The organism is Pseudomonas sp. PDM26 (genome assembly GCF_019219185.1).
Classification (GTDB): Bacteria; Pseudomonadota; Gammaproteobacteria; order Pseudomonadales; family Pseudomonadaceae; genus Aquipseudomonas.
Genome location: NZ_JAHUWC010000013.1, coordinates 136,153 through 159,959 on the forward strand (window position 1 = coordinate 136,153; position 23,807 = coordinate 159,959).

Annotated in this window: 24 protein-coding genes; 11 read left to right on the top strand and 13 right to left on the bottom strand. The window is 60.6% G+C overall.

Going from position 1 to position 23,807, the window contains the following annotated elements; genetic code table 11:
• Position 1: 1 nt before the first annotated feature.
• Positions 2-631 carry a LysE family translocator gene (locus KW849_RS23765; RefSeq protein ID WP_218431509.1) on the bottom strand — a complete coding sequence of 210 codons (630 nt, stop codon included), beginning with the start codon at positions 629-631 and terminating at the stop codon, positions 2-4.
• Positions 632-776: 145 nt separating this feature from the next.
• Between KW849_RS23765 and KW849_RS23770 the strand changes: the two genes are divergently transcribed.
• On the top strand, positions 777-1,250 hold the full coding sequence (locus KW849_RS23770; RefSeq protein WP_218431510.1) for an Lrp/AsnC family transcriptional regulator: 474 nt from the start codon (positions 777-779) through the stop codon (positions 1,248-1,250).
• Between the two features lie 53 nt (positions 1,251-1,303).
• On the opposite strand, the gene lpdA is transcribed toward KW849_RS23770, so the two are convergent.
• Positions 1,304-2,704, bottom strand: a complete 1,401-nt coding sequence (gene lpdA, locus KW849_RS23775) for a dihydrolipoyl dehydrogenase (protein WP_218431511.1) — start codon at positions 2,702-2,704, stop codon at positions 1,304-1,306.
• Positions 2,705-2,917: 213 nt separating this feature from the next.
• Between lpdA and hflK (KW849_RS23780) the strand changes: the two genes are divergently transcribed.
• The 5 genes from hflK (KW849_RS23780) to cfaB all read left to right on the top strand — a co-directional run bounded on the left by hflK (KW849_RS23780) (position 2,918) and on the right by cfaB (position 10,279).
• Positions 2,918-4,876, top strand: coding sequence for a protease modulator HflK (gene hflK / locus KW849_RS23780; protein ID WP_218431512.1), 1,959 nt, complete (start codon positions 2,918-2,920; stop codon positions 4,874-4,876).
• Entirely contained in the window at positions 4,873-5,913 is a 1,041-nt protein-coding gene (gene hflC, locus KW849_RS23785) for a protease modulator HflC (protein WP_108218817.1), read from the top strand. The genes hflK (KW849_RS23780) and hflC overlap by 4 nt, the downstream gene beginning before the upstream one ends.
• Positions 5,910-6,968 (top strand): protease modulator HflK, encoded by a 1,059-nt coding sequence (gene hflK / locus KW849_RS23790; RefSeq protein ID WP_218431513.1) that lies wholly within the window; start codon positions 5,910-5,912, stop codon positions 6,966-6,968. Before hflC ends, hflK (KW849_RS23790) begins: the two co-directional genes overlap by 4 nt.
• A complete protein-coding gene (locus tag KW849_RS23795) occupies positions 6,965-8,875 on the top strand; it encodes a cation-translocating P-type ATPase (RefSeq protein ID WP_218431514.1) in 1,911 nt (636 codons plus the stop codon). Before hflK (KW849_RS23790) ends, KW849_RS23795 begins: the two co-directional genes overlap by 4 nt.
• Positions 8,876-9,094: 219 nt before the next feature.
• Positions 9,095-10,279 (top strand): C17 cyclopropane fatty acid synthase CfaB, encoded by a 1,185-nt coding sequence (cfaB, locus tag KW849_RS23800; protein ID WP_218431515.1) that lies wholly within the window; start codon positions 9,095-9,097, stop codon positions 10,277-10,279.
• Here the strand turns inward: cfaB and cls are convergent.
• Complete coding sequence (gene cls, locus KW849_RS23805; protein ID WP_218431516.1) at positions 10,276-11,715, bottom strand: cardiolipin synthase; 1,440 nt, start codon at positions 11,713-11,715, stop codon at positions 10,276-10,278. The genes cfaB and cls overlap by 4 nt on opposite strands.
• Before the next feature lie 131 nt (positions 11,716-11,846).
• Between cls and KW849_RS23810 the strand changes: the two genes are divergently transcribed.
• A complete protein-coding gene (locus KW849_RS23810; protein ID WP_218431517.1) occupies positions 11,847-12,368 on the top strand; it encodes a DUF3617 domain-containing protein in 522 nt (173 codons plus the stop codon).
• 112 nt (positions 12,369-12,480) lie between these two features.
• Here KW849_RS23810 and KW849_RS23815 read toward each other — a convergent pair whose 3' ends face one another.
• The 6 genes from KW849_RS23815 to folE2 all read right to left on the bottom strand — a co-directional run bounded on the left by KW849_RS23815 (position 12,481) and on the right by folE2 (position 17,351).
• Complete coding sequence (locus KW849_RS23815) at positions 12,481-13,359, bottom strand: His/Gly/Thr/Pro-type tRNA ligase C-terminal domain-containing protein (RefSeq protein WP_218431518.1); 879 nt, start codon at positions 13,357-13,359, stop codon at positions 12,481-12,483.
• A gap of 120 nt (positions 13,360-13,479) precedes the next feature.
• A complete protein-coding gene (locus tag KW849_RS23820; protein WP_057712685.1) occupies positions 13,480-14,040 on the bottom strand; it encodes a carbonate dehydratase in 561 nt (186 codons plus the stop codon).
• Entirely contained in the window at positions 14,037-14,912 is an 876-nt protein-coding gene (locus KW849_RS23825; RefSeq protein WP_218431519.1) for a metal ABC transporter substrate-binding protein, read from the bottom strand. Before KW849_RS23825 ends, KW849_RS23820 begins: the two co-directional genes overlap by 4 nt.
• 11 nt (positions 14,913-14,923) lie before the next feature.
• On the bottom strand, positions 14,924-15,790 hold the full coding sequence (locus KW849_RS23830; protein WP_218431520.1) for a metal ABC transporter permease: 867 nt from the start codon (positions 15,788-15,790) through the stop codon (positions 14,924-14,926).
• Positions 15,790-16,458 carry a metal ABC transporter ATP-binding protein gene (locus tag KW849_RS23835; protein ID WP_218431521.1) on the bottom strand — a complete coding sequence of 223 codons (669 nt, stop codon included), beginning with the start codon at positions 16,456-16,458 and terminating at the stop codon, positions 15,790-15,792. The genes KW849_RS23830 and KW849_RS23835 overlap by 1 nt, the downstream gene beginning before the upstream one ends.
• On the bottom strand, positions 16,455-17,351 hold the full coding sequence (gene folE2 / locus KW849_RS23840; RefSeq protein ID WP_218431522.1) for a GTP cyclohydrolase FolE2: 897 nt from the start codon (positions 17,349-17,351) through the stop codon (positions 16,455-16,457). The genes KW849_RS23835 and folE2 overlap by 4 nt, the downstream gene beginning before the upstream one ends.
• A gap of 86 nt (positions 17,352-17,437) precedes the next feature.
• Here folE2 and KW849_RS23845 point away from each other — a divergent pair, with 86 nt between their 5' ends.
• Positions 17,438-18,640: an N-acetylmuramoyl-L-alanine amidase gene (locus tag KW849_RS23845; protein ID WP_218431523.1), complete on the top strand. Its 1,203-nt coding sequence runs from the start codon at positions 17,438-17,440 to the stop codon at positions 18,638-18,640.
• On the opposite strand, the gene KW849_RS23850 is transcribed toward KW849_RS23845, so the two are convergent.
• Positions 18,637-19,014 (bottom strand): glutamine synthetase, encoded by a 378-nt coding sequence (locus tag KW849_RS23850; RefSeq protein WP_218431524.1) that lies wholly within the window; start codon positions 19,012-19,014, stop codon positions 18,637-18,639. The two genes, KW849_RS23845 and KW849_RS23850, sit on opposite strands and share 4 nt — an antisense overlap.
• A gap of 142 nt (positions 19,015-19,156) precedes the next feature.
• Between KW849_RS23850 and zigA the strand changes: the two genes are divergently transcribed.
• Entirely contained in the window at positions 19,157-20,362 is a 1,206-nt protein-coding gene (zigA, locus tag KW849_RS23855) for a zinc metallochaperone GTPase ZigA (RefSeq protein ID WP_218431525.1), read from the top strand.
• A 15-nt stretch (positions 20,363-20,377) separates the two neighbouring features.
• Here zigA and KW849_RS23860 read toward each other — a convergent pair whose 3' ends face one another.
• The gene (locus KW849_RS23860; protein ID WP_218431526.1) at positions 20,378-20,734 is read right to left on the bottom strand and encodes an NADH:ubiquinone oxidoreductase; all 357 of its coding nucleotides are present in this window, start codon (positions 20,732-20,734) and stop codon (positions 20,378-20,380) included.
• 27 nt (positions 20,735-20,761) lie between these two features.
• On the opposite strand from KW849_RS23860, the gene KW849_RS23865 reads away from it, so the two are divergent.
• A complete protein-coding gene (locus tag KW849_RS23865; protein ID WP_218431527.1) occupies positions 20,762-21,733 on the top strand; it encodes a GTP-binding protein in 972 nt (323 codons plus the stop codon).
• 4 nt (positions 21,734-21,737) lie between these two features.
• On the opposite strand, the gene KW849_RS23870 is transcribed toward KW849_RS23865, so the two are convergent.
• Entirely contained in the window at positions 21,738-22,151 is a 414-nt protein-coding gene (locus KW849_RS23870) for a DUF3301 domain-containing protein (RefSeq protein WP_108218833.1), read from the bottom strand.
• Between the two features lie 118 nt (positions 22,152-22,269).
• Between KW849_RS23870 and pdxY the strand changes: the two genes are divergently transcribed.
• Complete coding sequence (pdxY, locus tag KW849_RS23875; protein WP_218431528.1) at positions 22,270-23,142, top strand: pyridoxal kinase PdxY; 873 nt, start codon at positions 22,270-22,272, stop codon at positions 23,140-23,142.
• 93 nt (positions 23,143-23,235) lie between these two features.
• Here the strand turns inward: pdxY and KW849_RS23880 are convergent, their stop codons facing one another.
• Entirely contained in the window at positions 23,236-23,718 is a 483-nt protein-coding gene (locus KW849_RS23880; protein ID WP_007934430.1) for an acyl-CoA thioesterase, read from the bottom strand.
• Between the last annotated feature and the right edge of the window lie 89 nt (positions 23,719-23,807).

Consider the following 23,807-nt stretch of genomic DNA (forward strand, 5'->3'; position numbering starts at 1 on the left):
TTCAAGCCTGTTGCACAAAGGTCAGCCGCACGGCGAAACCGATCAACAGGCTGCCGAACAACCATTGTTGCAGGCGCTGGGCTGAAGGGCTGCGTTGCAGCCAACGGCCCAGTGCCGCACCGACCAGGGCGTAAGCACTGTCGAACAGCAAACCGACAGCGACCAGCACCACGCCCAACGTCGCAAATTGCCCGAGCACCGGTCCGGCCTCTGGGTTGATGAATTGCGGTAGCAGCACCGAGCAGAACAACAGTGCCTTGGGGTTGAGCAGGTTGGTCAGCAGTCCGCGCCGGATGGCTGCGCCCCAGCGCGGTTTTTCGCCGGTTGTGTCGGTACTGGTCAGGCTCGGCAGCATCGTGGTTCGCAGGCACTGAATGCCGATCCACAGCAAGTACGCGGCGCCTGTCAGGCGCACCACATCGAAGGTCCAGGGCGCCGCCTTGAACAGTGCCGCCAGCCCCAGTGCCGCCAATGCCACATGACAACCCCGGGCAATGCCTAACCCCATAGCCGTGGCCAGCGCGGCACCTTTGCCCTGGCGGGCACCGGTCTGCAACAGCAGGATCATGTCAGGCCCCGGCAACAGATAGACCACTGCCAGTGCCATGAAAAACAGCCAGAGTCCTTCCACGTTGCACCCCATTCGTTGTCGATTCGGTGGTGCCAGTCTAGGGCTGAAGGGCAGGGCAGGTGCTTGCGTTGTCGGCTTCTATCGGACGCTGTATTGGCATAATCTGCCACTTTCTTTCGTTTGAACCATCGGGATCTGCCAAACCATGAAACTCGACGCCTATGACCGCAAGATCCTTGCCGCGCTGCAACGGGATGGACGCCTGAGCAATGTGCAACTGGCAGACGAGATCGGCCTGTCGGCGTCACCCTGCTTGCGCCGGGTACGGATGCTTGAAGACGCGGGGGTGATTCGCGGCTACCAGGCCAATCTGGATCGCGATGAGGTGGGGTTAGGGCTGACGGTGTTTGTCGGGGTCAAGGTCGAGCGTCATAACGATGAACAAGCCGAAGCCTTTCGCTTGGCGGTGACGGCATTGCCCGAGGTGATTTCGGCGTTTCTGGTGTCAGGGGAGTCGGACTTTCTGCTGCAGGTGGTGGTGCCGGACTTGCGTGCCTATGACCGGTTTCTCACCGGGCGTTTGTTGAAGCTGCCGGGGGTGAGCGACATCCGCAGCAATTTTGCGATTCATACGGTGAAGGCGCCGGGGGCGTTGCCGCTGGAGCATCTGCCGCTTTAGACCGAGTCGTCTGCCTTCGTCGGAACGCCGCCCGTAACCGCCAGTCATTTGTCTTACATCTGCGTCGCCATCCCCTCCACATCCATCGCCGCCTGGCGCAAGGCCTCTGAGCGGGTCGGGTGTGGGTGGCAGGTCAGGGCGATGTCTTCGGCCGAGGCGCTGAATTCCATGGCCACGCAATACTCGCCAATCATTTCACTGACGCTCGGGCCGACCAGATGCACGCCGAGGACTTCGTCCGTGCGCTCATCGGCCAGTACTTTGGCGAAGCCTTCGGTTTCATGGTTGATCTTCGCCCGGCTGTTGGCGGTGAAGGGAAACTTGCCGACCTTGTACGCTCGGCCTTCAGCCTTGAGCTGCTCTTCGGTCTTGCCGACACTGGCCAGCTCCGGTCTTGTGTAGACCACGCTGGGGATCAGGTCGTAATTGACCTCGCCAGCCTTGCCGACGATCTGCTCGACGCAAGCCATGGCTTCGTCCTCGGCCTTGTGCGCGAGCATGGGACCCGAGGTCACGTCGCCAATCACCCAGACCCCGGCGGCTTCGGTTCGATGTCCCTTGTTGGCGAGCATGCCGCGTTTGTCCGTCGCGAGGCCGACGTTCTCCAGGCCCAGGCCCTGTGTATAAGGCCGGCGCCCGATGGCCACCAGCACGTAATCTGCTTCCAGCAACTCGGCAGCACCGCCAGCGGCAGGCTCGATGCTGAGTTGCACACCGGAGGCGGAGGTGGTGGCGCTGGTCACTTTTGAACTCAATTTGAAACTCAAGCCTTGCTTGCTCAGGGAACGCTGCAGGGTTTTGCCGGCTTCGATGTCCACGCCGGGACAAATCCGGTCGAGAAACTCGACCACCGTTACCTGCGCCCCCAGGCGCCGCCATACCGAACCCAGCTCAAGACCGATCACGCCGGCGCCGATCACCACCAGATGCTTGGGCACTTCGGTCAGCGCCAGGGCGCCGGTGGAGTCGAGTATGCGTTTGTTATCGATGTCCACGCCGGGCAGGGGCGTGGGCTCGGAGCCGGTGGCGATGATGATGTCCTTGGCGTTCAACTCAGTCTTGCCGCCGGCGCTATCGGTCACCGTGACTTTGCCAGGCCCGTCGATGTGGCCCCAACCCTTGATCCAGTCGACTTTGTTTTTGCGGAAAAGAAACTCGATGCCCTTGGTCAGCCCGGTAACGCTTTCATCCTTTTGCTTCATCATTTGGGCGAGGTTGAGGCTGGGTTTGACGTCGATCCCCAGGTTGGCGAATTCCGCGCCCATGGCCGCGTCGTACAGTTCGGAGGCATGCAGTAATGCCTTGGATGGCATGCAGCCGACGTTCAGGCAGGTGCCGCCGAGTGTGGCGCGTCCTTCCACGCAGGCTGCTTTCAGACCCAGTTGTCCGGCGCGGATCGCCGCGTTGTAACCGCCGGGGCCTCCGCCAAGTATCACGACGTCATAAGTGCTCATGGATGTACTCCTGGATCGAAAGGGGAAGGATCGGTAAAAGTAGTTTCCGGATAAAATTACGAACGTAATATGTGCGTTCTGTCGCATTTCGGTCAAGGCTTCAGGTAAGCGACAGGTTGGGAATCTTTAGATAGCGCGCGTGAGTACGGAAATTTCACCACTTTCGTTATATCGTAACGAATTGTCCTGTAAGCGAAGACACTCTGGGGTGGTATGCAAGTCGATCTCGATGTTGATGAAGCGCCGTTAGCCGGGTTGCCGCGCTTTCAGCAGGCGTTCATTCAAGGGCGGCGGTTGCGCCGGTTCGCCATCGGTGCGGGCGTATTCGCGACGGTGGGTGTGCTGCTGGCGCTTTTTGCCGGGCTGTTTTCCTCGCAAACACTGTGGCCGGCGTTGCTGCTGAACCTGAGCGCTGCGTCTGTGGTGTTGATGGCCGGTTTGCAATCGGCCTGGTGGGTAACCCAGTGGCGTGCCCGCGCCATGAATCCCGTAGTGCCGGTGGTGGTTGTCGACGAGTCTGTCGCACCTTCGGGGTGGTATGAACGTTTGCTGGACCGGATCAGCCGGCAATCGCAGCACCTGGTCGGGCAAATTGGTGCGCCAACGTTGTGGCTTGGCAGCTGGGCATTGTTGGCGGTATTGGGCGTCGAACAAGCCTGGAACCTCACGTTGCCCCCGGCAGCGCTGGGCCTGTCGGCTACTGTCGGGGCGGCGTGCTTCTTGTTGTTGGCGTTTGGCCTGTTGGTGATGGAACGCCATCTGGCGCAGGAAAACACCGCGCAATGGCCTGAAGCCGCTACGTTGGCGCAATTGATCCGTGTGGCGATCATCAGCCTGGTGCTCGGTGCTTTTTGTCTGTTGTTTGCCGATGAAACCTCGTTATGGCCTGTACGTCTGGCTGTGTTGATCGGTCTGCTGCCGGGGCTGGTGGCGGCAGAATTGTTGCTGCGCGCGCTGTTGTCATTGTTCAGCCCACGCCGCGATCGTCTTGAGCCGGAGTTGTTGGCACGTAGTTTTGTCGCTGACATGCTGCGCTGGCCACCGCAGCCATTGCTGGCGTTGCAGCACGAATTACATAACCGCTTCGGCATCGACCTGCGGCAGATCTGGGCCTTCTCTTACATGCGTCGGGCGTTCCTGCCGGTGTTGGCGGTGGTTGCGCTGGTTGGCTGGTCGCTGACCGGCATTCACCAAATTGCCCTGCAAGGGCGTGGAATCTACGAGCGCTTCGGCAAGCCGGTTGAGGTGTTCGGCCCAGGTTTGCATATGGGCTTGCCATGGCCATTGGGCCGGGTGTTGAGCGTCGAGAATGGCGTGGTTCACGAATTGGCCACCAGTGTTGGCGAAACCTCGACCCCCGCTCAGGCCGACCCCGCCGAAGGCCCGGCCCCGGCGATTGCCAACCGCTTGTGGGACGCCAGCCATGTGAACGACAAATCCCAGGTGATTGCCAGCAGCCGAGCCGACAAGCAGAGCTTTCAGATCGTCAACATGGACGTGCGCTTCGTCTATCGCATCGGTCTGAGCGATCAGGCGGCGTTGTCTGCGACCTATAACAGTGCCGACGTGCCGATGTTGATTCGCAGCACCGCCAGCCGAATCCTGGTTCACGACTTCGCCTCGCGCACTCTCGACGGTTTGCTGGGCGAGGACAGGGTAGGGCTGGCCGAAGAGATCGGCCGCGCGGTGCAGGCGGACCTGCAAAAACTCGATAGCGGCGTGGAAATTCTCGCCACGGTGGTCGAGGCGATTCACCCTCCGGCCGGTGCAGCCAATGCCTATCACGGTGTGCAAGCGGCGCAGATTGGCGCGCAAGCCTTGATCGCCCGCGAACGCGGCGCCGCCGCCGAGGCCACTAATCAGGCGCAGTTGCAGGCCAGCATCGCCCGCGATCAGGCGACGGCCAGCGCCCGTGAGATCAATGCTGGCGCCGAGGCCGCGGACCTGAAATTCAACGCCGAGCAAAAAGCTTATGCCAGCGCTGGCCAGGCCTTCGTGCTGGAGCAGTATTTCAGCCAGTTGTCCCAGGGTTTGGCCAACGCCAAATTGCTGGTGCTCGATCATCGACTGGGCGGCAGCAGCAATGCGCCGACCATCGACCTCCGTACGTTCACGCTGCCGGTTGACCCTGCGCCGTCGCGTAAAACCGCTCAGCCAGGAGCTGCCAATTGAGCCAGTCCCATACTCACGATCACGATGACCACGCCGGCCACGATCACGGCCATGGCGGGCACCACCACCACGGCCATCACCATCATCACGGCGATCCGCAAGAGGCCGGTCCATTCCCGTGGCGCCGGATGGGTTGGGCGGCATTGCTGGTGGCGTTTGCAGTCGCCGCCGCGAGCCTGGTGCAGGTGCGTTCAGGGGAAGCCACAGTGATCACACGCTTCGGCAACCCTTCACGAGTCTTGCTGGAACCGGGACTTGGCTGGCGCTGGCCGGCACCGTTCGAGGCGGCGATCCCGGTGGATCTGCGGCTGCGCACCACGTCCAGCGGCTTGCAGGATGTCGGCACGCGGGACGGTTTGCGCATCATCGTTCAGGCCTACGTGGCGTGGCAGGTGCAGGGTGATCCGGACAACGTGCAACGTTTCATGCGCGCGGTGCAGAACCAGCCCGATGAAGCCGCGCGGCAGATTCGCACCTTTGTCGGCTCCGCACTGGAAACCACCGCCAGCAGTTTTGATCTGGCAAATCTGGTGAACACCGATGCCAGCCAGGTGCGCATCGCCGATTTCGAAGCACAACTGCGCAAGCAAATCGATCAGCAGCTGCTCACCACTTATGGTGTGCGCGTGTTGCAGGTCGGTATCGAACGATTGACGCTGCCGTCGGTGACGCTCACCGCGACGGTCGACCGGATGCGTGCCGAGCGTGAAACCATCGCTACTGAGCGCACGGCGATCGGCAAGCGTGAAGCCGCGCAAATTCGTTCCGCCGCCGAACGTGATGCGCGGATCGTGCAGGCCGATGCCACAGTGAAAGCGGCAGATATCGAAGCGCAATCGCGCGTCGAAGCAGCGCAGATTTACGGTCGCGCCTATGCGGGATCGCCGCAGCTCTACAACCTGCTGCGCTCGCTCGACACCCTGGGCACGGTGGTGACGCCGGGGACCAAGCTGATTCTGCGCACCGATGCCGCGCCGTTCCGGGTGTTGGTTGATGGTCCGCCGAGCCTCGATAACAAGTCCGGATCGCAGCCATGAGTTTGGTTCCACGTGGAACAAATGAGTTGAGCAGTCCCTGGATTCAGGCCGGGCGATTGGCGTTTCTCGCCCTGTACGCGGTGACGGTTTTAGCGGCATTGGCGTGGGCGTTTTCCAACGTGCGGCAGATCGATCCACAAAATCGCGCCGTGGTTTTGCATTTCGGCGCGCTGGATCGCATTCAGAATGCCGGGTTGTTATTGGCCTGGCCGCAACCCTTCGAGCAGGTGATTTTGTTGCCGGCGGCGGACCGAGTGATCGAGCGGCGAGTGGACAGTCTGTTGCGCAGTGGTGCCGCGATGCAGGCAGATCGCGTGGCTAGTTTTGCCACGCCCATCAGCGATGCCCTCGCAGGCTCAGGCTACCTGTTAACGGGTGATGCCGGTGTGGTGCAACTGGATGTGCGGGTTTTCTACAAAGTCACCGAGCCCTATGCATTCGTGCTCCAGGGCGAACATGTGTTGCCGGCGCTGGACCGACTGGTAACCCGCAGCGCGGTCGCGCTCACGGCTGCACGGGATCTGGACACTATTCTGGTTGCTCGTCCGGAATTGATCGGTGCCGATAGCCAGGCGGCCCAAAGACGCGAGCGCTTGCGTGGTGATCTGGTGCAGGGCATCAATCAACGGCTGGCCGAACTCACTGCAACCGGGCAGGGCTTGGGGATCGAAGTGGCGCGGGTCGATGTGCAATCGAGTCTGCCAAGTCCTGCGGTGAACGCTTTCAATGCGGTACTGACGGCCAGCCAGCAAGCCGATAAGGCTGTCGCCAATGCGCGCACCGAAGCGGAGAAGCTGACGCAGACCGCCAACGAGCAAGCCGACCGTACGCTGCAAGTGGCCCATGCCCAGGCGAGTGAACGATTGGCCAAGGCGTCGGCTGATACGGCCACCGTGTTGAGCCTGGCCAAGGCGCAACTGCAAGGTACCGACCCGCAAATGCTGCTGCGGATTTACCGCGAGCGGATGCCGAAAATTCTCGGTCAGGCCGGATCGGTCACGACGGTTGATCCCAAAGACGATTCCCGCCTGATCATTCAGGGAGCTGCACAATGACCGCTCAAACCGCCGCCGTGCCGAGCCTGCTGTCTTCGGCCGAACAGCGCCGCGCCGCGCGTCAGTTGACCCTGGCCATGCTCGCGTTGGGCCTGCTTGCGCTGGGCCTGATCTGGCGTTGGCTTGCGCCGGAGCAGACTGGCGTCAGTCAGCTGCTGCTGGGTTTTGCGTCACTGCTGGTTGCCGTGCCGGTCATGCGCTCGGCCTGGTACAGCGTGCGATATCCGAGTCTGCATGGCATCACCGATCAATTGATTGCCCTGGCCATGCTGGGTGCCTGGGCCACCGGAGATCTGCTGACGGCGGCGCTGTTGCCGATCATCATGATCTTCGGCCACGTGCTGGAAGAGCGCAGCGTGATCGGCTCCCAGGAAGCGATTCACGCCCTCGGCAAACTGACCCGCAGCCACGCACGCAAGGTGCAGGTGGACGGCTCCATCATCGAAGTCGACAACGGCACGCTCAAGGCGGGCGATCTGGTCGAGGTGCGAGCCGGTGACCGGGTGCCGGCGGATGGCCGGGTATTGTCCGGTCAGGCCAGTCTCGATACGGCCTCCATTACCGGCGAATCGGTGCCGATGGAGGCGGACGTCGGCATGTCGGTGTTCGGTGGCGCAATTAACCTCGACGGTTTGCTGCGAATCGAAGTGACCCGTACCGGCCATGAGTCGACCCTCGGCAAAGTCATCGCCCTGATGCAAAACGCCGAGCGCTCGAAGCCGCCGATCACTCGTCTGCTGGAGCGTTACGCCGGCAGTTATATGGTGCTGGTGTTGCTGTTGGCGGCGGTGACCTGGTTCATCACCAACAACGCTCAAGCGATGCTCGCGGTGTTGGTGGCGGCCTGCCCTTGTGCGCTGGTGTTGTCGGCACCGGCCACGGCGATTGCCGGAGTGGCAGTGGCGGCGCGCCACGGCATTCTGATCCGCAGCTCCGCGTTCCTTGAAGAGTTGGCGGACCTGACCTCGCTGGTAGTCGACAAAACCGGGACGCTGACATTCGGCACCCTGCGCCTGCAATCCATCGACAGTCCGCTGGTAGATCGCAGCCATGTCCTGAAGCTCGCCGCCAGCCTCGGCTCGGCCAGCAGTCACCCGGTCAGCCGTGCGCTCGCGGGGTTAGTGACCCAGGAGCATTTCCTGCTGCTTTCCGACATTCGTGAGCGCCAGGGCCTCGGTGTGGTGGCGATGACCGGGCAGGGCGAAGCGGCACTCGGCCGGCCGGAGTTGTTCGCACAACTGGGCATCAGTACGACGGCGGTTCCCGATCACGACGGTCCGATTGCCGGGCTGGCGCTCAACGGGGAGTTTCTTGCCTGGCTGTTGCTGGCGGACAGCGTCAAACCCGAGGCGCAGTTTGCCTTGGGTGAGTTGCGTGATCTGGGGTTGGGCCGCCAGTTGTTGCTCACCGGTGACCGGCACAGCGTCGCGCAAACGCTGGCCCGGGATGTCGGGATCAGTGACGTCGAAGCGCAAGCCTTGCCCGAAGACAAACTCAACCGCGTGCTCAAGGAAATCGACAGCGGCTTCCGGCCGATGGTGGTCGGCGATGGCATCAACGACTCCCTGGCCCTCAAGGCTGGAGTAGTCGGTGTGGCCATGGGCGCGGGTGGTGCGGACATCGCCCTGGCATCGGCTGACATCGTGCTGATCGGCAGTGACCTGCGCCGCCTCGGCACCTGCGTGCGCCTGAGTCGTCAGTGCCGTCAGACGTTGCAGGTCAATGTGATCATCGGACTGGGCTGGACCCTGGCGATCGTAGCCTTCGCCGCATTCGGCTGGCTTGGCGCTGCCGGGGCGATGATTGCGGCGTTGCTGCATAACCTCAGCACCTTGTTGGTGTTGGGCAACGCCGGTCGTTTGCTGCGGTTCCAGGAGCCGTTGCTCAAGCTCAAGGACGAATCCTGAAGGCGAACGCTCTAAACCGGGTAATCACGGGGGCTTCAACTTTTTAGAACTGTGCGCCCGGTTCGTAGTCATTGGAGATGAGGGCACATCATTTTGTGCGTTCGCGGCGGCAGGTGCAGGCGTCGCGAATCATTGAAAACGGCTATTAATTCGATAGCCAGCTATTTTTCAAAGATGGTCTACCCTCTGTTTAGACGTCTGAAACAAGGGGGCTTCTCCATGCTCGCGCATCTTCCACCGGCCTTACAGAATCTGCAATTACCGCTTCGCCTGAGACTCTGGGATGGCCATGAACTCAATCTGGGGCCGACGCCCAGTGTCACGATTGTGGTCAAGGACCCACAAATGGTCACCCAGTTTACCCATCCCAGCCTGGATGCCCTTGGCGCTGCATTTGTCGAAGGCAAACTGGAACTGGAAGGCTCCATCAGCGATGTGATCCGCGTCTGCGATGAGTGGAGCCAGGCGTTGCTGGACGAAGACGACGACAATCTGCCTGTTCGTAGCGCCCACGACAAAGAGACAGACGCCAAGGCGATTTCCTACCACTACGACCTTTCCAACGCGTTCTATCAGCTGTGGCTCGACAGCGACATGGCGTATTCCTGCGCTTACTTCGAGACCGGCAGTGAAAGCCTCGAGCAGGCCCAGCAAGCCAAGTTCCGTCATTTGTGCCGCAAGCTGCGCCTGCAGCCTGGTGAATATCTGCTGGATGTGGGTTGCGGTTGGGGCGGATTGGCGCGTTATGCAGCGCGGGAGTTTGGCGCGAAAGTGTTTGGTATAACCCTCAGCAAGGAGCAACTGGCCCTGGCCCGGGAACGCGTAAAAGCGGAAGGCCTGGAGGACCTGGTCGAACTGCAACTGCTCGACTATCGCGATCTGCCGCAAGATGGCCGTTTCGACAAAGTGGTCAGCGTCGGCATGTTCGAACACGTCGGCCACGCCAATCTTGCCGAGTACTGCAAGACCCTGTTCGACGCGGTGAAAGAGGGCGGCCTGGTGATGAACCACGGAATCACCGCCAAATACACTGACGGCCGTCCGGTGGGGCGCGGTGCCGGTGAATTCATTGAGAAATATGTGTTCCCCAACGGCGAGCTGCCGCACCTGTCGATGATTTCTGCCGAGATCAGTGAGGCGGGGCTGGAAATCGTCGATGTCGAGAGTTTGCGCCTGCACTACGCTCGCACGCTCGATCACTGGAGCGAACGGTTGGAGGACAATCTCGAGGCGGCCTCCAAACTGGTGCCGGAACAAGTCCTGCGCATCTGGCGGCTTTACCTGGCAGGTTGCGCCTACGCGTTCGCTCGCGGCTGGATCAACCTGCACCAGATTCTCGCAGTGAAGGCCCACGCCGATGGCAGTCATGAACTGCCATGGACCCGTGACGATATCTACCTCTAGAGAATCGGCGAAATAAGCCGGGCGACCCGCATGCCGACCTGTTGGACGCGGCGGGTCTCCCGGCCTTCTTCTTTGGCGATTTCGTGGGCGTTGGCAAAGTCATCGTTGAGCATCTGCTCTACCTCGGCGGCGAATGCGCGGTCGACAGTCAGCAACATCACTTCGAAATTCAATCGGAACGAACGGTTGTCCATGTTGGCACTGCCGATGGCGCTGATTTCGCTGTCGATCAATACCACTTTCTGATGCAGGAACCCGGGTTGGTAACGGAACACCCGCACACCCGCGCGCACCGCTTCGAAGGCGTAGAGGCTGGAGGCGGCGTAGACGATTCGGTGGTCGGGCCGGGACGGCAACAGCAGGCGCACATCCACTCCGCGCAGTACTGCCAGGCGCAAAGCAGCGAATACGGCTTCGTCGGGGATGAAGTACGGGCTGGTAATCCAGACCCGCTCGGTCGCCGCGTGGATGGCCTCGACAAAGAACAATGAACAGGTTTCGTAGGCGTCTGCCGGCCCGCTGGCGAGCAGCTGGCACAGCACGCCGTCTTCCGGATAGACCTCCGGCAGGATCAGCGGCGGCAGTGCACGAGCCACCCAGAACCAGTCTTCGGCGAAAGACTCCTGCATGCACGCCACCACCGGCCCGCGCACTTGTACGTGGGTATCGCGCCAGGGCGCCAGGGGCGGTTTCTCGCCCATGTATTCGTCACCGACGTTGTGCCCGCCGACGAAGCCCAGAATGCCGTCCACCACCACGATCTTGCGGTGGTTGCGGAAGTTCACCTGAAAGCGATTGAGCCAGCCACTGCGGGTGGCGAAGGCTTTGACCTCGACCCCGCCATCACGCAAGGCCTGCACATAGCCGTGGGGCAGGGAATGGCTGCCGATTCGGTCATATAACAGGTAAATCGCCACGCCTTCGGCGGCTTTCTTCAACAGCAGGTTTTGCAGGCGCTGGCCGAGGCGGTCGTCGTGAACGATGAAAAACTGGATCAGCACGGCTTCTTTCGCCTGGCTGATGGCATCGAAAATGGCCTCGAACGTGTTCTGACCGTTGATCAAGAGACGCATTTGGTTGTTGGCCAGGCAGGGCATGTGTCCGAGCTTGGGCATCGCTCTGAGTGAGGCGTATGCAGAGGAAGCGCGGGCAGTGAGCGCCTCTTCTATCCAGGGTCGCCAATTGAGTTCGGAAACGGCCTTGCGCATTTCTTCGTTGGCCTGCCGCCGGGCCTTGATGTAGCCATCGAAGGTGCTGCGGCCGAACATCAGGTACGGGATCAGCGTGAAGTAAGGGATGAAAAACAACGACAGCGCCCAGGCGATCGAGCCTTGGGCGGTACGCACGGTCAACACGGCGTGTATGGCCGCGATCAGGCCCAGCGAGTGCAGCAGGGCGATGGTATAACCGAAAATATGCGGTCCGAAATAATCCATGGGGCTGCCTTGCTCCTGAAGATTCAGTGCTTAACAGACCATGTTCCGTGCAGAATGTCGCTAATTAATTGGCCCATGAACCGAAGCCTGCGGCTGACGTCTAACGGCCACTACTGATCAGGAGTTACTCGATGAACGTTCGTCTGCTGGGTTTGGCCATGGCACTGGGTTTGGCACTTCCTGTGGCGGCTCACGCGCAAATGCTGCAACCAGGATTGTGGGAGCTGACTACGAGCAACATGAAGGTCGATGAACAGAACATGCCGGACCTGCAATTGATCCTCGGTCAGCTCCAGAGCCAGATGCCCCCTGAGCAGCGTGCAATGCTGGAAAAACAGGGCATCACCATGGGCGGTAAAGGGATCCGGGCGTGCCTGACCCCGGAACAGGTCAAGACCGACAACATTCCGTTGACCGATCCGCAGTCGGGCTGCAAGCAGGAAATCACCGACCGCTCCGGCAATCAGTGGAAGTTCCGTTTCAGTTGCCCGAAAGCCCAGGGTGCGGGCGTGGCGACATTCCTCAGTGATCGCGAGTTCACCACCAAGGTCAACGGAACGTTCAACGCCACCGGCATTCAGCAGAAGGGCAGCCTCGAATCCCGCGCGGTCTGGCTGGGGCAGGATTGCGGTACTGTGAAGCCAAGAGCTTAAAAAGCTTCGTCGGAACGCCGCCCGGAGCAGGCTCGCTCCCACAGGGGATTGGTGATCGACACACCATCAATGTGGGAGCGAGCCTGCTCGCGAAGGCGTCCGCACGGCCTTCCTAAATCTCGGGCCGACTCAACCATTCACACGCCGCCTCGACAGGCATCCGGCCAAAATCTTCCCCCGTGCGGCTGCGCACACTGACAAATCCCCCAGCTTGTTCTTTCTCGCCCACCACCACCAGATACGGCACGGTCTGGCTGTGCTGGCGAATCTTGTAGTGAACCTTTTCGTTACGTAGGTCGGCCCTGGCGCGTACGCCCCGTTGGCGCAAGGATTCGGTCACCGCTTGTGCATAAGTCGCCTGGCGATCATCCATGCTCACAACGACCACGTGGGGTGGAACGCGCCACTGTTGCAGTTCCTGATGGCTGGACCAGCAGGTGCCGTAGATCCGTTGTTGTAACGTGCCGTTGATGTGGTCGAGGGTAAACGCCTGCAAGACTTTGGTGGTGGGGACATGCGGTCCATGGCTCTGGTACTCGGTGTCCCCCAGCCGGTACAGCGACACTGCTTCGCGCACCGGCCGTCGACGGATCGAGTGATTGGTCGCTGCCAGTGATTGCATGCGCGCTTCGATGAGGGGCAGGTCTGCCGCGGTCAGCGGTGGCTCGACGGCAAACTCGTAAAAGAACCCGTCGCCCAATTCCTTGCCCGCACGCATTTGCGCATGTGGGTGGAGTTGCTTGACCGCCATCGCCAGCATCAAGGCACAGGAACGGCGCAAGATCTCCAGGCCGTCCGGCTCCCGGGGGGTGACAATGCTGACCCGGGCATCCGCCTCGATCATGTATTCACAGTCCACCAGCACACCATTGACTCGGCCCGCTACAGCCGCGATGGCCAGTTCGGGGCCGATGCTGGCAGCCACCTCGTGCACGGACAGCGGCTGGTCGTACTCACGCAATGAACCGTCGGACAGGGTGATCTGGATCATGGTCGGCGTACTCAGGTGCTTCTAACGAGCGTTATCGCATAAACCGTAGGGATAAACATTAAGACGTTTGTCGTGCCAGGCAATTTGTCCTGACACGATGGCTGTTTTTGGCCACCTGCGTCAGAACTCGTTTTGCAGGGCTTTGTAGCCGCGCACCAGGTCGACGTTGGTGCGCGCCACGTCTTCGGAAAACTCCGAGGCACTGACGCTCACCGGTGGATATTGCGAGAGGTCGGTGTTGGGGCCGATCCGCGTGGTGGAGGGCACATAGAAGGCTTCAGGCAGGTCACGACCATCGACCACCGAGTTGTGCCGCACCACACAACCGTCACCGACCACGCAGTTGAACAGCACGCTGTTGAAGCCAATGAACACTCGATTGCCCACGGTGCAGGGACCATGCACGATCGAGCGGTGGGCGATGGAACTGAACTCGCCGATGGTGACCGCCGCACCGGATTTGGAGTGGATCACCACGCCGTCCTGGATATTCGAGTTGGCGCCGATGGTGATCGGCTGCATGTCGCCTGAGTCATCGACTTCGTCAGCACGGATCACGGCATAGGGCCCGACGAACACGTTCTCGCCGATCACCACTTTGCCGCAGATGATTGCTGTCTTGTCGACGTAGGCCGACTCGGCAATCAGCGGTAAATCTCCGGAAGGGTTCTTGCGGATCATGGCTTGCTCAGAGCGTTGTACAGGGTGTTGAGGTTGTACTCGAACAACCCGGTGAAGGTGCTGGCCGGACCGCTCGCCGCGAGGGCATCGGAGTACAGCGTGCCGCCGATCTGCGCGCCGCTTTCATCCGCGATCTGCTTGAGCAGGCGCGCGTCCTTGATGTTCTCCATAAACACCGCCTTGACCTTGGCCTGACGAATCTGGGTGATCAGTGCGGCCACTTCGGCGGCTGAAGGTTCGCGCTCGGTGGAGAGACCTTGAGGTGCCATGAACTCGATGCCGTAGGCCTGGCCGAGATAACCGAAGGCGTCATGGGACGTCACGACCTTGCGGTTGCCCGGTGGCAGTGAGCCGAGCTTGGCCTTGGCTTCGGCGAGCAGGGCGTAGACCTGTTTCAGGTATGCCTGGCTGTTGCGCTCATAGTCAGCTGTGTTTGCCGGGTCCGCGGCGATCAACGCCTTGGTTATGTTGGCGATGTACAACTCGGTGTTCGCCAGGTTGTGCCAGGCATGCGGGTCGGGAACGGTTTCACCGTCTTCATCCAGGTTACGCGGTATGACTCCGTGGCTTGCGCTGATGACCGGTGCTTTGGTCTCGGTGCTCGTCACCAGGCGATCCAGCCAAGGCTCGAAACCCAGACCGTTCTTGATGATGAGTCTGGCCTTGAGCAGCGCCTTGGCGTCGTCCGGTGTCGGCTCATAGGTATGGGCATCCGCGTCCGGGCCGACCATGTTGGTGATCTGGATATGATCCTTGCCGACCTGGCGGGTCATGTCGGCAAGGATGCTGAAACTGGTGACCACCTGGAGTTTTTCGGCGGCAGACAGCGACATCGACACCATCAAGCTGAACAGCACGAGTAAAGCGCGCATCGGGTAACACCTCATTGGGATGTGAGCAAAGGCGGGCGGCGCAGCAAGCCGTGCACCGGTCCGAACACCACGGACAACAGATACCCACCGCCGGCTACCAGCACGATTGCCGGGCCACTGGGCAGTGAGTAATAGAACGAGATCAATAAACCGAGCCACACCGAGAGGCTGCCGAGCAAGGCCGCGACGACGATCAGCACCGGCAGGCGGCGGCTCCAGAAACGTGCCGCGGCGGCAGGCAACATCATCAGGCCGACGACCATCAACGCGCCGATCGCCTGGAATCCGATGACCAGATTCAACACCACCAGCGTCAGGAAAACGCCGTGGGCCAGTGGGCCGAGTCGGCTGACGGTCTGCAGAAAAAGCGGGTCGAGGGTGTCGAGCAGCAGTGGTTTGTAGATCAGTGTCATGGCAATCAGGCTCAGGCCCGAGACCCAAAGCATGCCGGTCAAGGTCGGGCCGTCGACAGCCAAAGCCGAGCCAAACAGCAGGTGCAACAGGTCCAGGCGTTTGCCGGCGATGCCGAGAATCAGCACGCCACCGGCCAGGGAAATCGGGTAGATCGCCGCGAGGCTGGCGTCTTCTCGCAGGCCGGTGCGTCGGGTAATCCAGGCCGCGAGGCCGGCCATGCTCAGGCCGGCACCGAGGCCGCCGATGGTCAACGCCGGGAGGCTCAACCCGGCAAACCAGAAACCCAGCGCCGCCCCGGGAAGGATGCCGTGGGCGACGGCATCGCCGATCAGACTCATGCGCCGCAGGATCAGAAACACCCCAAGTGGTGCCGTGCTGCACGCCAACACCAGTCCGCCGAGCAGCGCCCGACGCATGAAGACGAACTCCTGGAACGGTTGCCAAAGATGCGTGGCAGCGATCATCAGGCCACCCGCGCCTGTGGTTGTTGGTGGATCAGTTCGGTGCTCGGACCGAATGCACAACCGCTGCTTTTGATCAGCAACGTGTAGGGGATGTGCTCGCGGACAGCGGCCAGGTCATGGCATACGATCACCAGTGTCCGGCCTTCGAGGTGCCAATCGTGTATGTGCTTCCAGAGCAATGCCTGGCCGAGTTCATCGAGGGCCGCGTGGGGTTCATCGAGCAACAGCACGGGTGCGTCGGTCAGGCTCAATCGGGCGAGCAGGGCGCGTTGCAATTCGCCGCCGGAGAGGGCCATCAAGGGTCGATCTTCCAGGCCGTTGAGGAACCAGTTTTCGAGGACGGTTTTCAGTCGTTGGCTACGGATACCTGGTGACTGTTTGTTGCCCCAGAAACCGGCGGCGACCAATGCCTGAAGGCTGATCGGAAATTGCCTGTCCAGGTGTTGTTGCTGGGGCAGGAACGACACACCGCCCTTGATTGGAACACTCAGTCGCACCTTTCCGGCCAACGGTTTTTGCAAGCCGGCGATGACCTTCAACAGGCTGCTTTTCCCGGAGCCGTTCGCACCGATGATGGCGGTCAGGCTGCCCTTCGACAGTTCGAAGTCCAGCGCGGGTGTGAGTGGCTGTCCCGGTGCGCCCCAGCGCAAAGCGTGGCAAGCAATCATGCGACCTCCCAGTTGAAGCGGCTTTCGGCGACGGCGTCGTGGGCGTGCAGGCTTTCAGCGTGAGTGACATGAATGTGGAAGGCGTTGATGCCTGTGGAGCTTTTCAGGGCCAGATTCAAACGGCGTGCGGCGTCCTCGCAGAACATCAGGTTCTGACCATTGGCCAGGGCGAAGGCCTGTTCGTCGGCGCGCTTTACCGCTGTTTGAACGGCGGTGCCGAGTGCGGCTTCGGCGTCATTGATGACGGCGATCAGAGGAAACTCGTCCAAAAAGTCAGCCAACCGTACGCGCAACTTTGCGCTGCTGCGTTGGCTGTGAGGTGTAGCGACGATGCCGTCGGTGGAACCGAGCCACGCTAAAACGTCGGCGTGTTGCAGTGACTTGTTGGCGAAATCATCGACGAACTGCTGCTGAATCAACTGTCGAGAAAGGGCTGCGGAACACGGGCAGGTTGAGGAATAAGGCACATCGATTTTTAGTTCCACGTGGAACATCGCGTTTTTCAACCGTGCTTCGATGATGACCGGATAGCTTTTCCAGCCAGCCAGTGGACTGATCAGCGCCGGCCTTTTCAGCAACAAATCGGAATGAATGGTTAGGTGTGCGCTGCTGGACAACCCTTCATGGCTTTCAAGAAAACGCTGCAAAACCCGACGCAATAAAGCCGGTGAAAGGTTTTCCTGCTCCAGCAATTCAAGCGCCAGATAGAGCCGTGACATATGAATGCCGCGCGCGCTGCCATCGTCGAGGCTCACGCCGGCATCGACCTTTGCATTCAATCGTTGGCCATCAAACAAAACAGGTAGAGCAATGCCGCACATGCCCACCCACTCCAGTGGCAGGGCTTGGCGTGAGGCCTGCGCGGCGATATCCGGCAGAGTCAGCGCATTCATGAGCAGGTCCATCGTGGGAGTTGATTTGGTATGTTATAGTATAACGATACAATCGACGATGCCTTTTTCATGAACAGGCCTTCATCATGCACAGACGCCACTTGCTCAACCTGATTCTGGCCAGTGCGGCCTTCGCTTTACCCTTCGTCGCGGTGGCTACGCAAATTCGTAACGCACGGCTTTGGCGTTCGGATGGGAAGCTCAGGCTGGTGTTCGATCTGAGTGGACCCGTGCAGTACAAGACCTTCTCACTGAGTGCCCCAGAGCGGCTGATCATCGACCTCAGTGACGCCGGCCTCAGCGGCGACTTCAGTCAGTTGGCCCTGGGTGATGGCGTGATCCGTTCGATTCGCTCCGGGCATTTCGGCAAAGGTGATACGCGGATCGTCCTCGACCTCAGCGTGCCGGTACAGCTCAACAGCTTCCTGCTGCCGCCCCAGGATGGGCAGGGGCACCGGCTGGTACTCGACCTGAAAACCGGCGCGCCGTTGCCATCGTCGTCTCCAGCGGAGCCAGCAGTGGCCATAGCCAAGGCCCATCCCATGCGCGACGTCATCGTGGTGGTCGATCCCGGTCATGGCGGCAAGGATCCGGGGGCGATCGGGGCCAAGGGCGAACGTGAGAAAGATGTGGTGCTGTCCATCGCTCAGTTGCTGGCCAGGCGTCTGAAACGCGAAAAAGGATTCGACGTGAAACTGGTGCGCAATGACGATTTCTTTGTGCCGTTGCGCAAGCGCGTGGACATCGCTCGCAAGCACAATGCCGATATGTTCATCTCGGTGCATGCCGATGCGGCTCCGCGTCTTACGGCATCGGGCGCATCGGTGTACTGCCTGTCTGAAGGAGGGGCGACCTCCGCCACTGCGCGCTTCATGGCGCAGCGAGAGAATGGCGCGGACCTGCTGGGAGCGACGAGCCTTTTGAATCTCAAGGACAAGGATCCGATGCTCGCCGGGGTCATCCTCGACATGTCGATGAATGCCACCCTCGCCGCCAGTCTGGAGCTGGGCAATACCGTGCTCGGTAGCCTGGCGGGTATCACCACCTTGCATCAGAAGCGTGTGGAGCAGGCGGGGTTCGCGGTGTTGAAGTCACCGGATGTGCCGTCAATCCTGGTGGAAACCGGCTTCATATCCAATGCCCGCGACAGCCAGCGGCTGGTGACCGCACGCCATCAGCAGGCGGTGGCTGACGGTCTGTTCGAAGGGTTGCAGCGCTACTTTCAGAAAAATCCGCCAATCAACAGCTACCTTGCCTGGCAGCAAGAGCAGAAAAACAAGCCGGCCTAACAGCCAGCGATCCGGCTGCAGGTGAACTTGGCGCTGCTGCCGCCGGAGCTGGAAAACCGGTTGATCGTGGTCCAGCCGACGCGCCGGTTGTAACCGACCCAGGCCTCGCCATCGGAAGCGATACCGGTGAAAAACGTCAGCTGACCGTAGCGGCTGTTGGTCTGCGCCCAATAGCGTTTTCCGGCCGTTTCGAAACCCCGCAGGTAGATGGTGCTGCCGACGGTGTTGACGCTGTAGGCGTTACCATCCGCATCCACACAGGCCAGCAGGTTGGCGCTGCGGGTGCACTTGGCCAGGCTCGGGACTTGGGCCATCGCGTCGGCAGTCACCAGCAGGGAAAGCATGATCAGTGCAGGTTTCAGGACGTTGTGCATGGGGCTTCTCAGGAAAGGAACGCGTTCAGCATCGTATCCTTTGCCCTGCCGGACAAGAGGGGGATGGTTTATTGGTGTTGTAACAGTATAACATTATGTAAGCCCGACGCAGCGACCGGGCATCCCTGTGAGGAATATGCAGATGTCCAATCGACTTCCCGTGACTGTTCTCTCCGGCTTTTTAGGCGCCGGAAAAAGTACACTTCTTAATTACATACTACGTAATCGCGATGGATTGCGAGTGGCAGTCATCGTTAACGATATGAGCGAAATCAACGTCGATGGCACCGAAGTTCAGCGTGATGTGAGCCTTAATCGGGCTGAAGAGCGCTTGGTGGAAATGAGTAACGGGTGTATTTGCTGTACGTTACGTGAAGACTTGCTGGAGGAGGTGAGTCAGCTCGCCGGGGAGGGGCGCTTCGACTATCTGCTGATCGAATCCACCGGTATTTCCGAACCGCTGCCCGTGGCGGAAACCTTCACCTTCCGCGATGAAAACGGCCAGAGCCTCAACGACATCGCACGTCTCGACACCATGGTCACGGTGGTCGATGGCATGAACTTCCTGCTCGACTACCAGGCTGCCGAAAGCCTGGCTTCCCGAGGAGAAACACTTGGGGAAGATGATGAGCGTTCGATTACCGATCTGCTGATTGAGCAGGTCGAGTTCGCCGATGTGATTTTGCTCAGCAAGATCGACTTGATCAGCAGCCACGAGCGCGAGGAACTGATCGCCATACTTGAGCGGCTCAACGCCCGGGCGGAAATCATTCCGATGGCGATGGGCGAAATCCCCTTGAACAAGATTCTCAACACCGGTCGTTTTGACTTCGAAAAGGCTGCCCAGGCACCGGGATGGTTGCAGGAGCTGCGCGGCGAACACGTGCCGGAAACCGAAGAGTACGGCATCGCTTCCAGTGCTTACCGGGCACGTCGACCGTTTCATCCGCAGCGTTTCTTCAACTTTATCGACGGTCCTTGGGACAACGGCAAGCTGCTGCGCTCCAAGGGCTTTTTCTGGCTGGCGAGCAAGCACATGGACGCTGGCAGCTGGTCCCAGGCCGGTGGTTTGATGCGCTATGGTTTTGCCGGGCGCTGGTGGCGTTTCGTACCGAAAAACCAGTGGCCGCAGGACGCAGAAAGTACCGCCGGGATCATGAAAAACTGGACCGCCGACAGCGGGGACTGTCGCCAGGAGCTGGTATTCATTGGCCAGAACATCGACTTCACGCAGCTCACGGCCGAGCTGGACGCCTGCCTGCTGACTGAAGAGGAAATGGCGCTGGGCGTAGAGGGCTGGAGTTTGCTGCCTGATCCATTCGGCCCTTGGTACGAAGAGGTTGCCTGATCCTCTACTGGCGCTTCAGGGCTTGAGCCAGGTGCCCTGGCTCTGGGCCTCGCAGTACGGCTGCAAATACGCCGCGTCGGAGGCAACGCCGTAATAGTGAATATCCTGGCGGTAGGGCATATTGGCGACTTGGGCGTTGCTGCAGATACCAAATGCGCCGCCGGGGCATTGATCGACATACTGCACTTCGACTTTCTGCCCCGCCAGGTTCGGCTGGCAGAAGCCATCGGCAAAGAGCTTTGGCGGGATGTTGCGGTTCTGCTGGCAAACCTGGACATCAAGCCGCTCGCCCTGGCTGTGAACCACACAAGCCTGGGCCAGTACCTCGCCTGAAACGAGTGCCAGGAGCAACGACAAGCCAATCAACCGCATCCATCACCTCCTCAGAAATCATCGACCATGCTGCAGAATATCCCCACTCATGTCATTGCCGGTCCGTTGGGCGCCGGCAAGACCAGCCTGATCAAACACCTGCTGGCTCAGCGTCCGGCTGGCGAGCGCTGGGCGGTGTTGATCAACGAGTTCGGCCAGATCGGACTCGACGCTGCGCTACTGACCCGGGACGCCGATGGTATCGCACTGGGCGAAGTGGCCGGGGGCTGCTTGTGTTGCGTCAACGGTGCGCCGTTTCAGGTTGGTCTTGGGCGTTTGTTGCGCAAGGCGCAACCGGACCGCCTGTTTATCGAGCCATCAGGGCTGGGGCATCCGGCGCAGTTGCTCAGGCAATTGAGCGAAGCGCCGTGGCAAGGCGTGCTGGCTGTTCAGCCTTGTGTACTGGTACTGGACGCCCAGTCGCTTGCCGCAGGCAAACCGTTGCCGCAGGCGCAGCAGCAAGCGCTGAGCCATGCGGGATTGTTGCTGCTGAACAAATCTGAAGGTCTCGAAGAAGTAAGTCGCCAGCGAATCGCCGGGCAATTGCCGCCGATCCCTCTGTACTGGACGCAACAGGCGGTTCTACCCTTGAGCAAGTTACCGGGGCTGAATGCCAAGGCACTGGCAGGTGTGGATAACTTCGTCGTGCCCAAGGGATTGGCGCAGCTGCCGGCCGTCTGGAGCGATCCCGCATTGCCCATTTGCTTGAGTCAGGAGCAGGACGGTGGCTGGAGCATCGGATGGCGCTGGCATTCGAGCCAGGTGTTTGATACCGCGCAGGTTGGCCGCTGGCTTGAAAGCCTTGGCTGGAAGCGGGCGAAGCTGGTTATCCACAGTGCCCACGGATGGGTCTCGGCGAACGCGGTGGATAACTCGGTGCTGGACTGGCGGCCCAGTGAATGGCGGCAGGATTCGCGTATCGAGCTGATTTTCAGTGAGCCGCAGAATGCAGAGCTATTGCAGAAAGAACTGGCTGCGTGCCGATCCGAATCGAGTTAACGGATCACGGTCGCCACTTGGTATGTTCCTGACGCCACTGGCTCAGCTCGATCACTTGCGCACGAGGTTTCGCCACGTCGATCACCGGTTCGGTTTCGTCAAATGGGACCGGGTAGGGCGCCAGCTCAATCTGTGCGCTGTGAGCGCCGAACTGGGTGATGGTGCCGTTGTGGCGGGTTTCGCCGGTCACGGTGAATTCGAAGTTATATACACGGGCCAGACGTCGCCGACCACTGGCATCCCTGATGAACGCGATTCTTTTCAAGGCTACGTTGCCGTCGAGCAATTCGATCCCGAGTTTGCCGCAATGCTGCTTGACCCGCTCCAGCGCGCGCTCGCGCAAGCCGTGGTTGTGCCATAGCCATGCGCCGGCAGTGGCGAACAGCATCAGCACGAATATATTTCCAAGGGTCAGCATCACAGGGTGCTCCAACAAGATAGTGTCAGCTTAACTGTGTCGCTGGTCTGTCGTACAGGCTGCGTTTAGTCGCATACTGCGCGGCTAGAATTTCAATCGTTTTACGGAAATCCACCGCATGAAACGTACTCCGCATTTGCTCGCTATCCAGTCCCACGTGGTATTCGGTCACGCCGGCAACAGTGCCGCGGTTTTCCCGATGCAACGGGTCGGGGTGAATGTCTGGCCGCTCAACACCGTGCAGTTCTCCAATCACACCCAGTACGGTCAGTGGGCCGGTGAAGTGCTGGCGCCGCACCAGATACCTGACCTGGTCGAAGGCATCGCGGCGATTGGCGAGCTGGGCAACTGCGATGCGGTGCTCTCCGGTTACCTCGGCAGTGCGGCCCAGGGCCGGGCGATCCTGACAGGGGTGGCGCGGATCAAGTCGATGAATCCCAAGGCGCTGTACCTGTGTGACCCGGTCATGGGGCATCCGGAGAAGGGCTGCAGTGTTCCGGCGGAAGTCAGTGATTTCCTGTTGGAAGAGGCCGCCGCCGTGGCGGACTTCATGTGCCCGAACCAGCTGGAGCTGGACAGCTTCTCCGGGCGCAAGCCGCAATCGCTGTTCGATTGCCTGGCCATGGCGCGTGCATTGCTGGTGCGCGGCCCGAAAGCGGTGCTGGTCAAGCATCTGGACTACCCGGGTAAATCGGCAGAGGCCTTCGAGATGCTGCTGGTGACGGCCGAAGGCAGCTGGCATTTGCAGCGTCCGTTGCTGGCGTTCCCGCGTCAGCCGGTGGGCGTGGGCGATCTGACGTCCGGGCTGTTCCTGGCGCGTGTGCTGTTGGGCGACAGCCTGGTGGCCGCGTTCGAGTTCACGGCGTCGGCGGTGCATGAAGTGCTGCTGGAAACCCAGGCGTGCGCCAGCTACGAGTTGGAGCTGGTTCGGGCTCAGGACCGGATTGCCCATCCGCGGGTGCGGTTCGAGGCGACTTCGATCAGTTTTTAATCAGATTTGGGCAGAAAGATCGCAGCCTGCGGCAGCTCCTACAAGGGAATGTGACCTGGTTGTAGGAGCTGCCGCAGGCTGCGATCTTTAGCTTTAAGCGTCGCCCTTGATTTCCTGATAGCGCTTTTCCAGCTCCTGGCGAATCTGCCGGCGCTGTTGGGCCTGCATATAGCGGCGCTTGTCTTCGCTGTTCTGCGGTTGCAGCGGTGGTACCGATGCAGGTTTACGCTGGTCATCCACCGCAACCATGGTGAAGAAGCAACTGTTGGTGTGACGCACCGAGCGCTCGCGGATGTTCTCGGTCACCACTTTGATACCCACCTCCATGGAGGTGTTGCCGGTGTAGTTGACCGAGGCGAGAAAGGTCACCAGTTCGCCGACATGGATCGGCTCACGGAAAATGACCTGGTCCACCGACAGGGTCACCACATAGCGACCGGCATAACGGCTGGCGCAGGCGTAGGCCACTTCGTCGAGGTATTTGAGCAGGGTGCCGCCGTGAACATTGCCAGAGAAGTTGGCCATGTCAGGGGTCATCAATACCGTCATCGACAGCTGGGCGTTTCCGGGTTCCATAGCATTCTCACGGGTCAAGGCCAGGTTTGAGGGATGCACCTCTGCGGGTGCCTCGGCGGTTTTTTCAAACCAACAGTTATCGGGACGCC

What these genes read in the sequence shown, in the direction of transcription:
- KW849_RS23770 (WP_218431510.1), top strand. Translation starts at nt 777, where the DNA reads ATGAAACTCGACGCCTATGACCGCAAGATCCTTGCCGCGCTGCAACGG.
- lpdA (WP_218431511.1), bottom strand. Translation starts at nt 2,704, where the DNA reads ATGAGCACTTATGACGTCGTGATACTTGGCGGAGGCCCCGGCGGTTAC.
- hflK (WP_218431512.1), top strand. Translation starts at nt 2,918, where the DNA reads ATGCAAGTCGATCTCGATGTTGATGAAGCGCCGTTAGCCGGGTTGCCG.
- hflK (WP_218431513.1), top strand. Translation starts at nt 5,910, where the DNA reads ATGAGTTTGGTTCCACGTGGAACAAATGAGTTGAGCAGTCCCTGGATT.
- KW849_RS23795 (WP_218431514.1), top strand. Translation starts at nt 6,965, where the DNA reads ATGACCGCTCAAACCGCCGCCGTGCCGAGCCTGCTGTCTTCGGCCGAA.
- cfaB (WP_218431515.1), top strand. Translation starts at nt 9,095, where the DNA reads ATGCTCGCGCATCTTCCACCGGCCTTACAGAATCTGCAATTACCGCTT.
- cls (WP_218431516.1), bottom strand. Translation starts at nt 11,715, where the DNA reads ATGGATTATTTCGGACCGCATATTTTCGGTTATACCATCGCCCTGCTG.
- KW849_RS23810 (WP_218431517.1), top strand. Translation starts at nt 11,847, where the DNA reads ATGAACGTTCGTCTGCTGGGTTTGGCCATGGCACTGGGTTTGGCACTT.
- KW849_RS23815 (WP_218431518.1), bottom strand. Translation starts at nt 13,359, where the DNA reads ATGATCCAGATCACCCTGTCCGACGGTTCATTGCGTGAGTACGACCAG.
- KW849_RS23820 (WP_057712685.1), bottom strand. Translation starts at nt 14,040, where the DNA reads ATGATCCGCAAGAACCCTTCCGGAGATTTACCGCTGATTGCCGAGTCG.
- KW849_RS23825 (WP_218431519.1), bottom strand. Translation starts at nt 14,912, where the DNA reads ATGCGCGCTTTACTCGTGCTGTTCAGCTTGATGGTGTCGATGTCGCTG.
- KW849_RS23830 (WP_218431520.1), bottom strand. Translation starts at nt 15,790, where the DNA reads ATGATCGCTGCCACGCATCTTTGGCAACCGTTCCAGGAGTTCGTCTTC.
- KW849_RS23835 (WP_218431521.1), bottom strand. Translation starts at nt 16,458, where the DNA reads ATGATTGCTTGCCACGCTTTGCGCTGGGGCGCACCGGGACAGCCACTC.
- folE2 (WP_218431522.1), bottom strand. Translation starts at nt 17,351, where the DNA reads ATGAATGCGCTGACTCTGCCGGATATCGCCGCGCAGGCCTCACGCCAA.
- KW849_RS23845 (WP_218431523.1), top strand. Translation starts at nt 17,438, where the DNA reads ATGCACAGACGCCACTTGCTCAACCTGATTCTGGCCAGTGCGGCCTTC.
- KW849_RS23850 (WP_218431524.1), bottom strand. Translation starts at nt 19,014, where the DNA reads ATGCACAACGTCCTGAAACCTGCACTGATCATGCTTTCCCTGCTGGTG.
- zigA (WP_218431525.1), top strand. Translation starts at nt 19,157, where the DNA reads ATGTCCAATCGACTTCCCGTGACTGTTCTCTCCGGCTTTTTAGGCGCC.
- KW849_RS23860 (WP_218431526.1), bottom strand. Translation starts at nt 20,734, where the DNA reads ATGCGGTTGATTGGCTTGTCGTTGCTCCTGGCACTCGTTTCAGGCGAG.
- KW849_RS23865 (WP_218431527.1), top strand. Translation starts at nt 20,762, where the DNA reads ATGCTGCAGAATATCCCCACTCATGTCATTGCCGGTCCGTTGGGCGCC.
- KW849_RS23870 (WP_108218833.1), bottom strand. Translation starts at nt 22,151, where the DNA reads ATGCTGACCCTTGGAAATATATTCGTGCTGATGCTGTTCGCCACTGCC.
- pdxY (WP_218431528.1), top strand. Translation starts at nt 22,270, where the DNA reads ATGAAACGTACTCCGCATTTGCTCGCTATCCAGTCCCACGTGGTATTC.
- KW849_RS23880 (WP_007934430.1), bottom strand. Translation starts at nt 23,718, where the DNA reads ATGGAACCCGGAAACGCCCAGCTGTCGATGACGGTATTGATGACCCCT.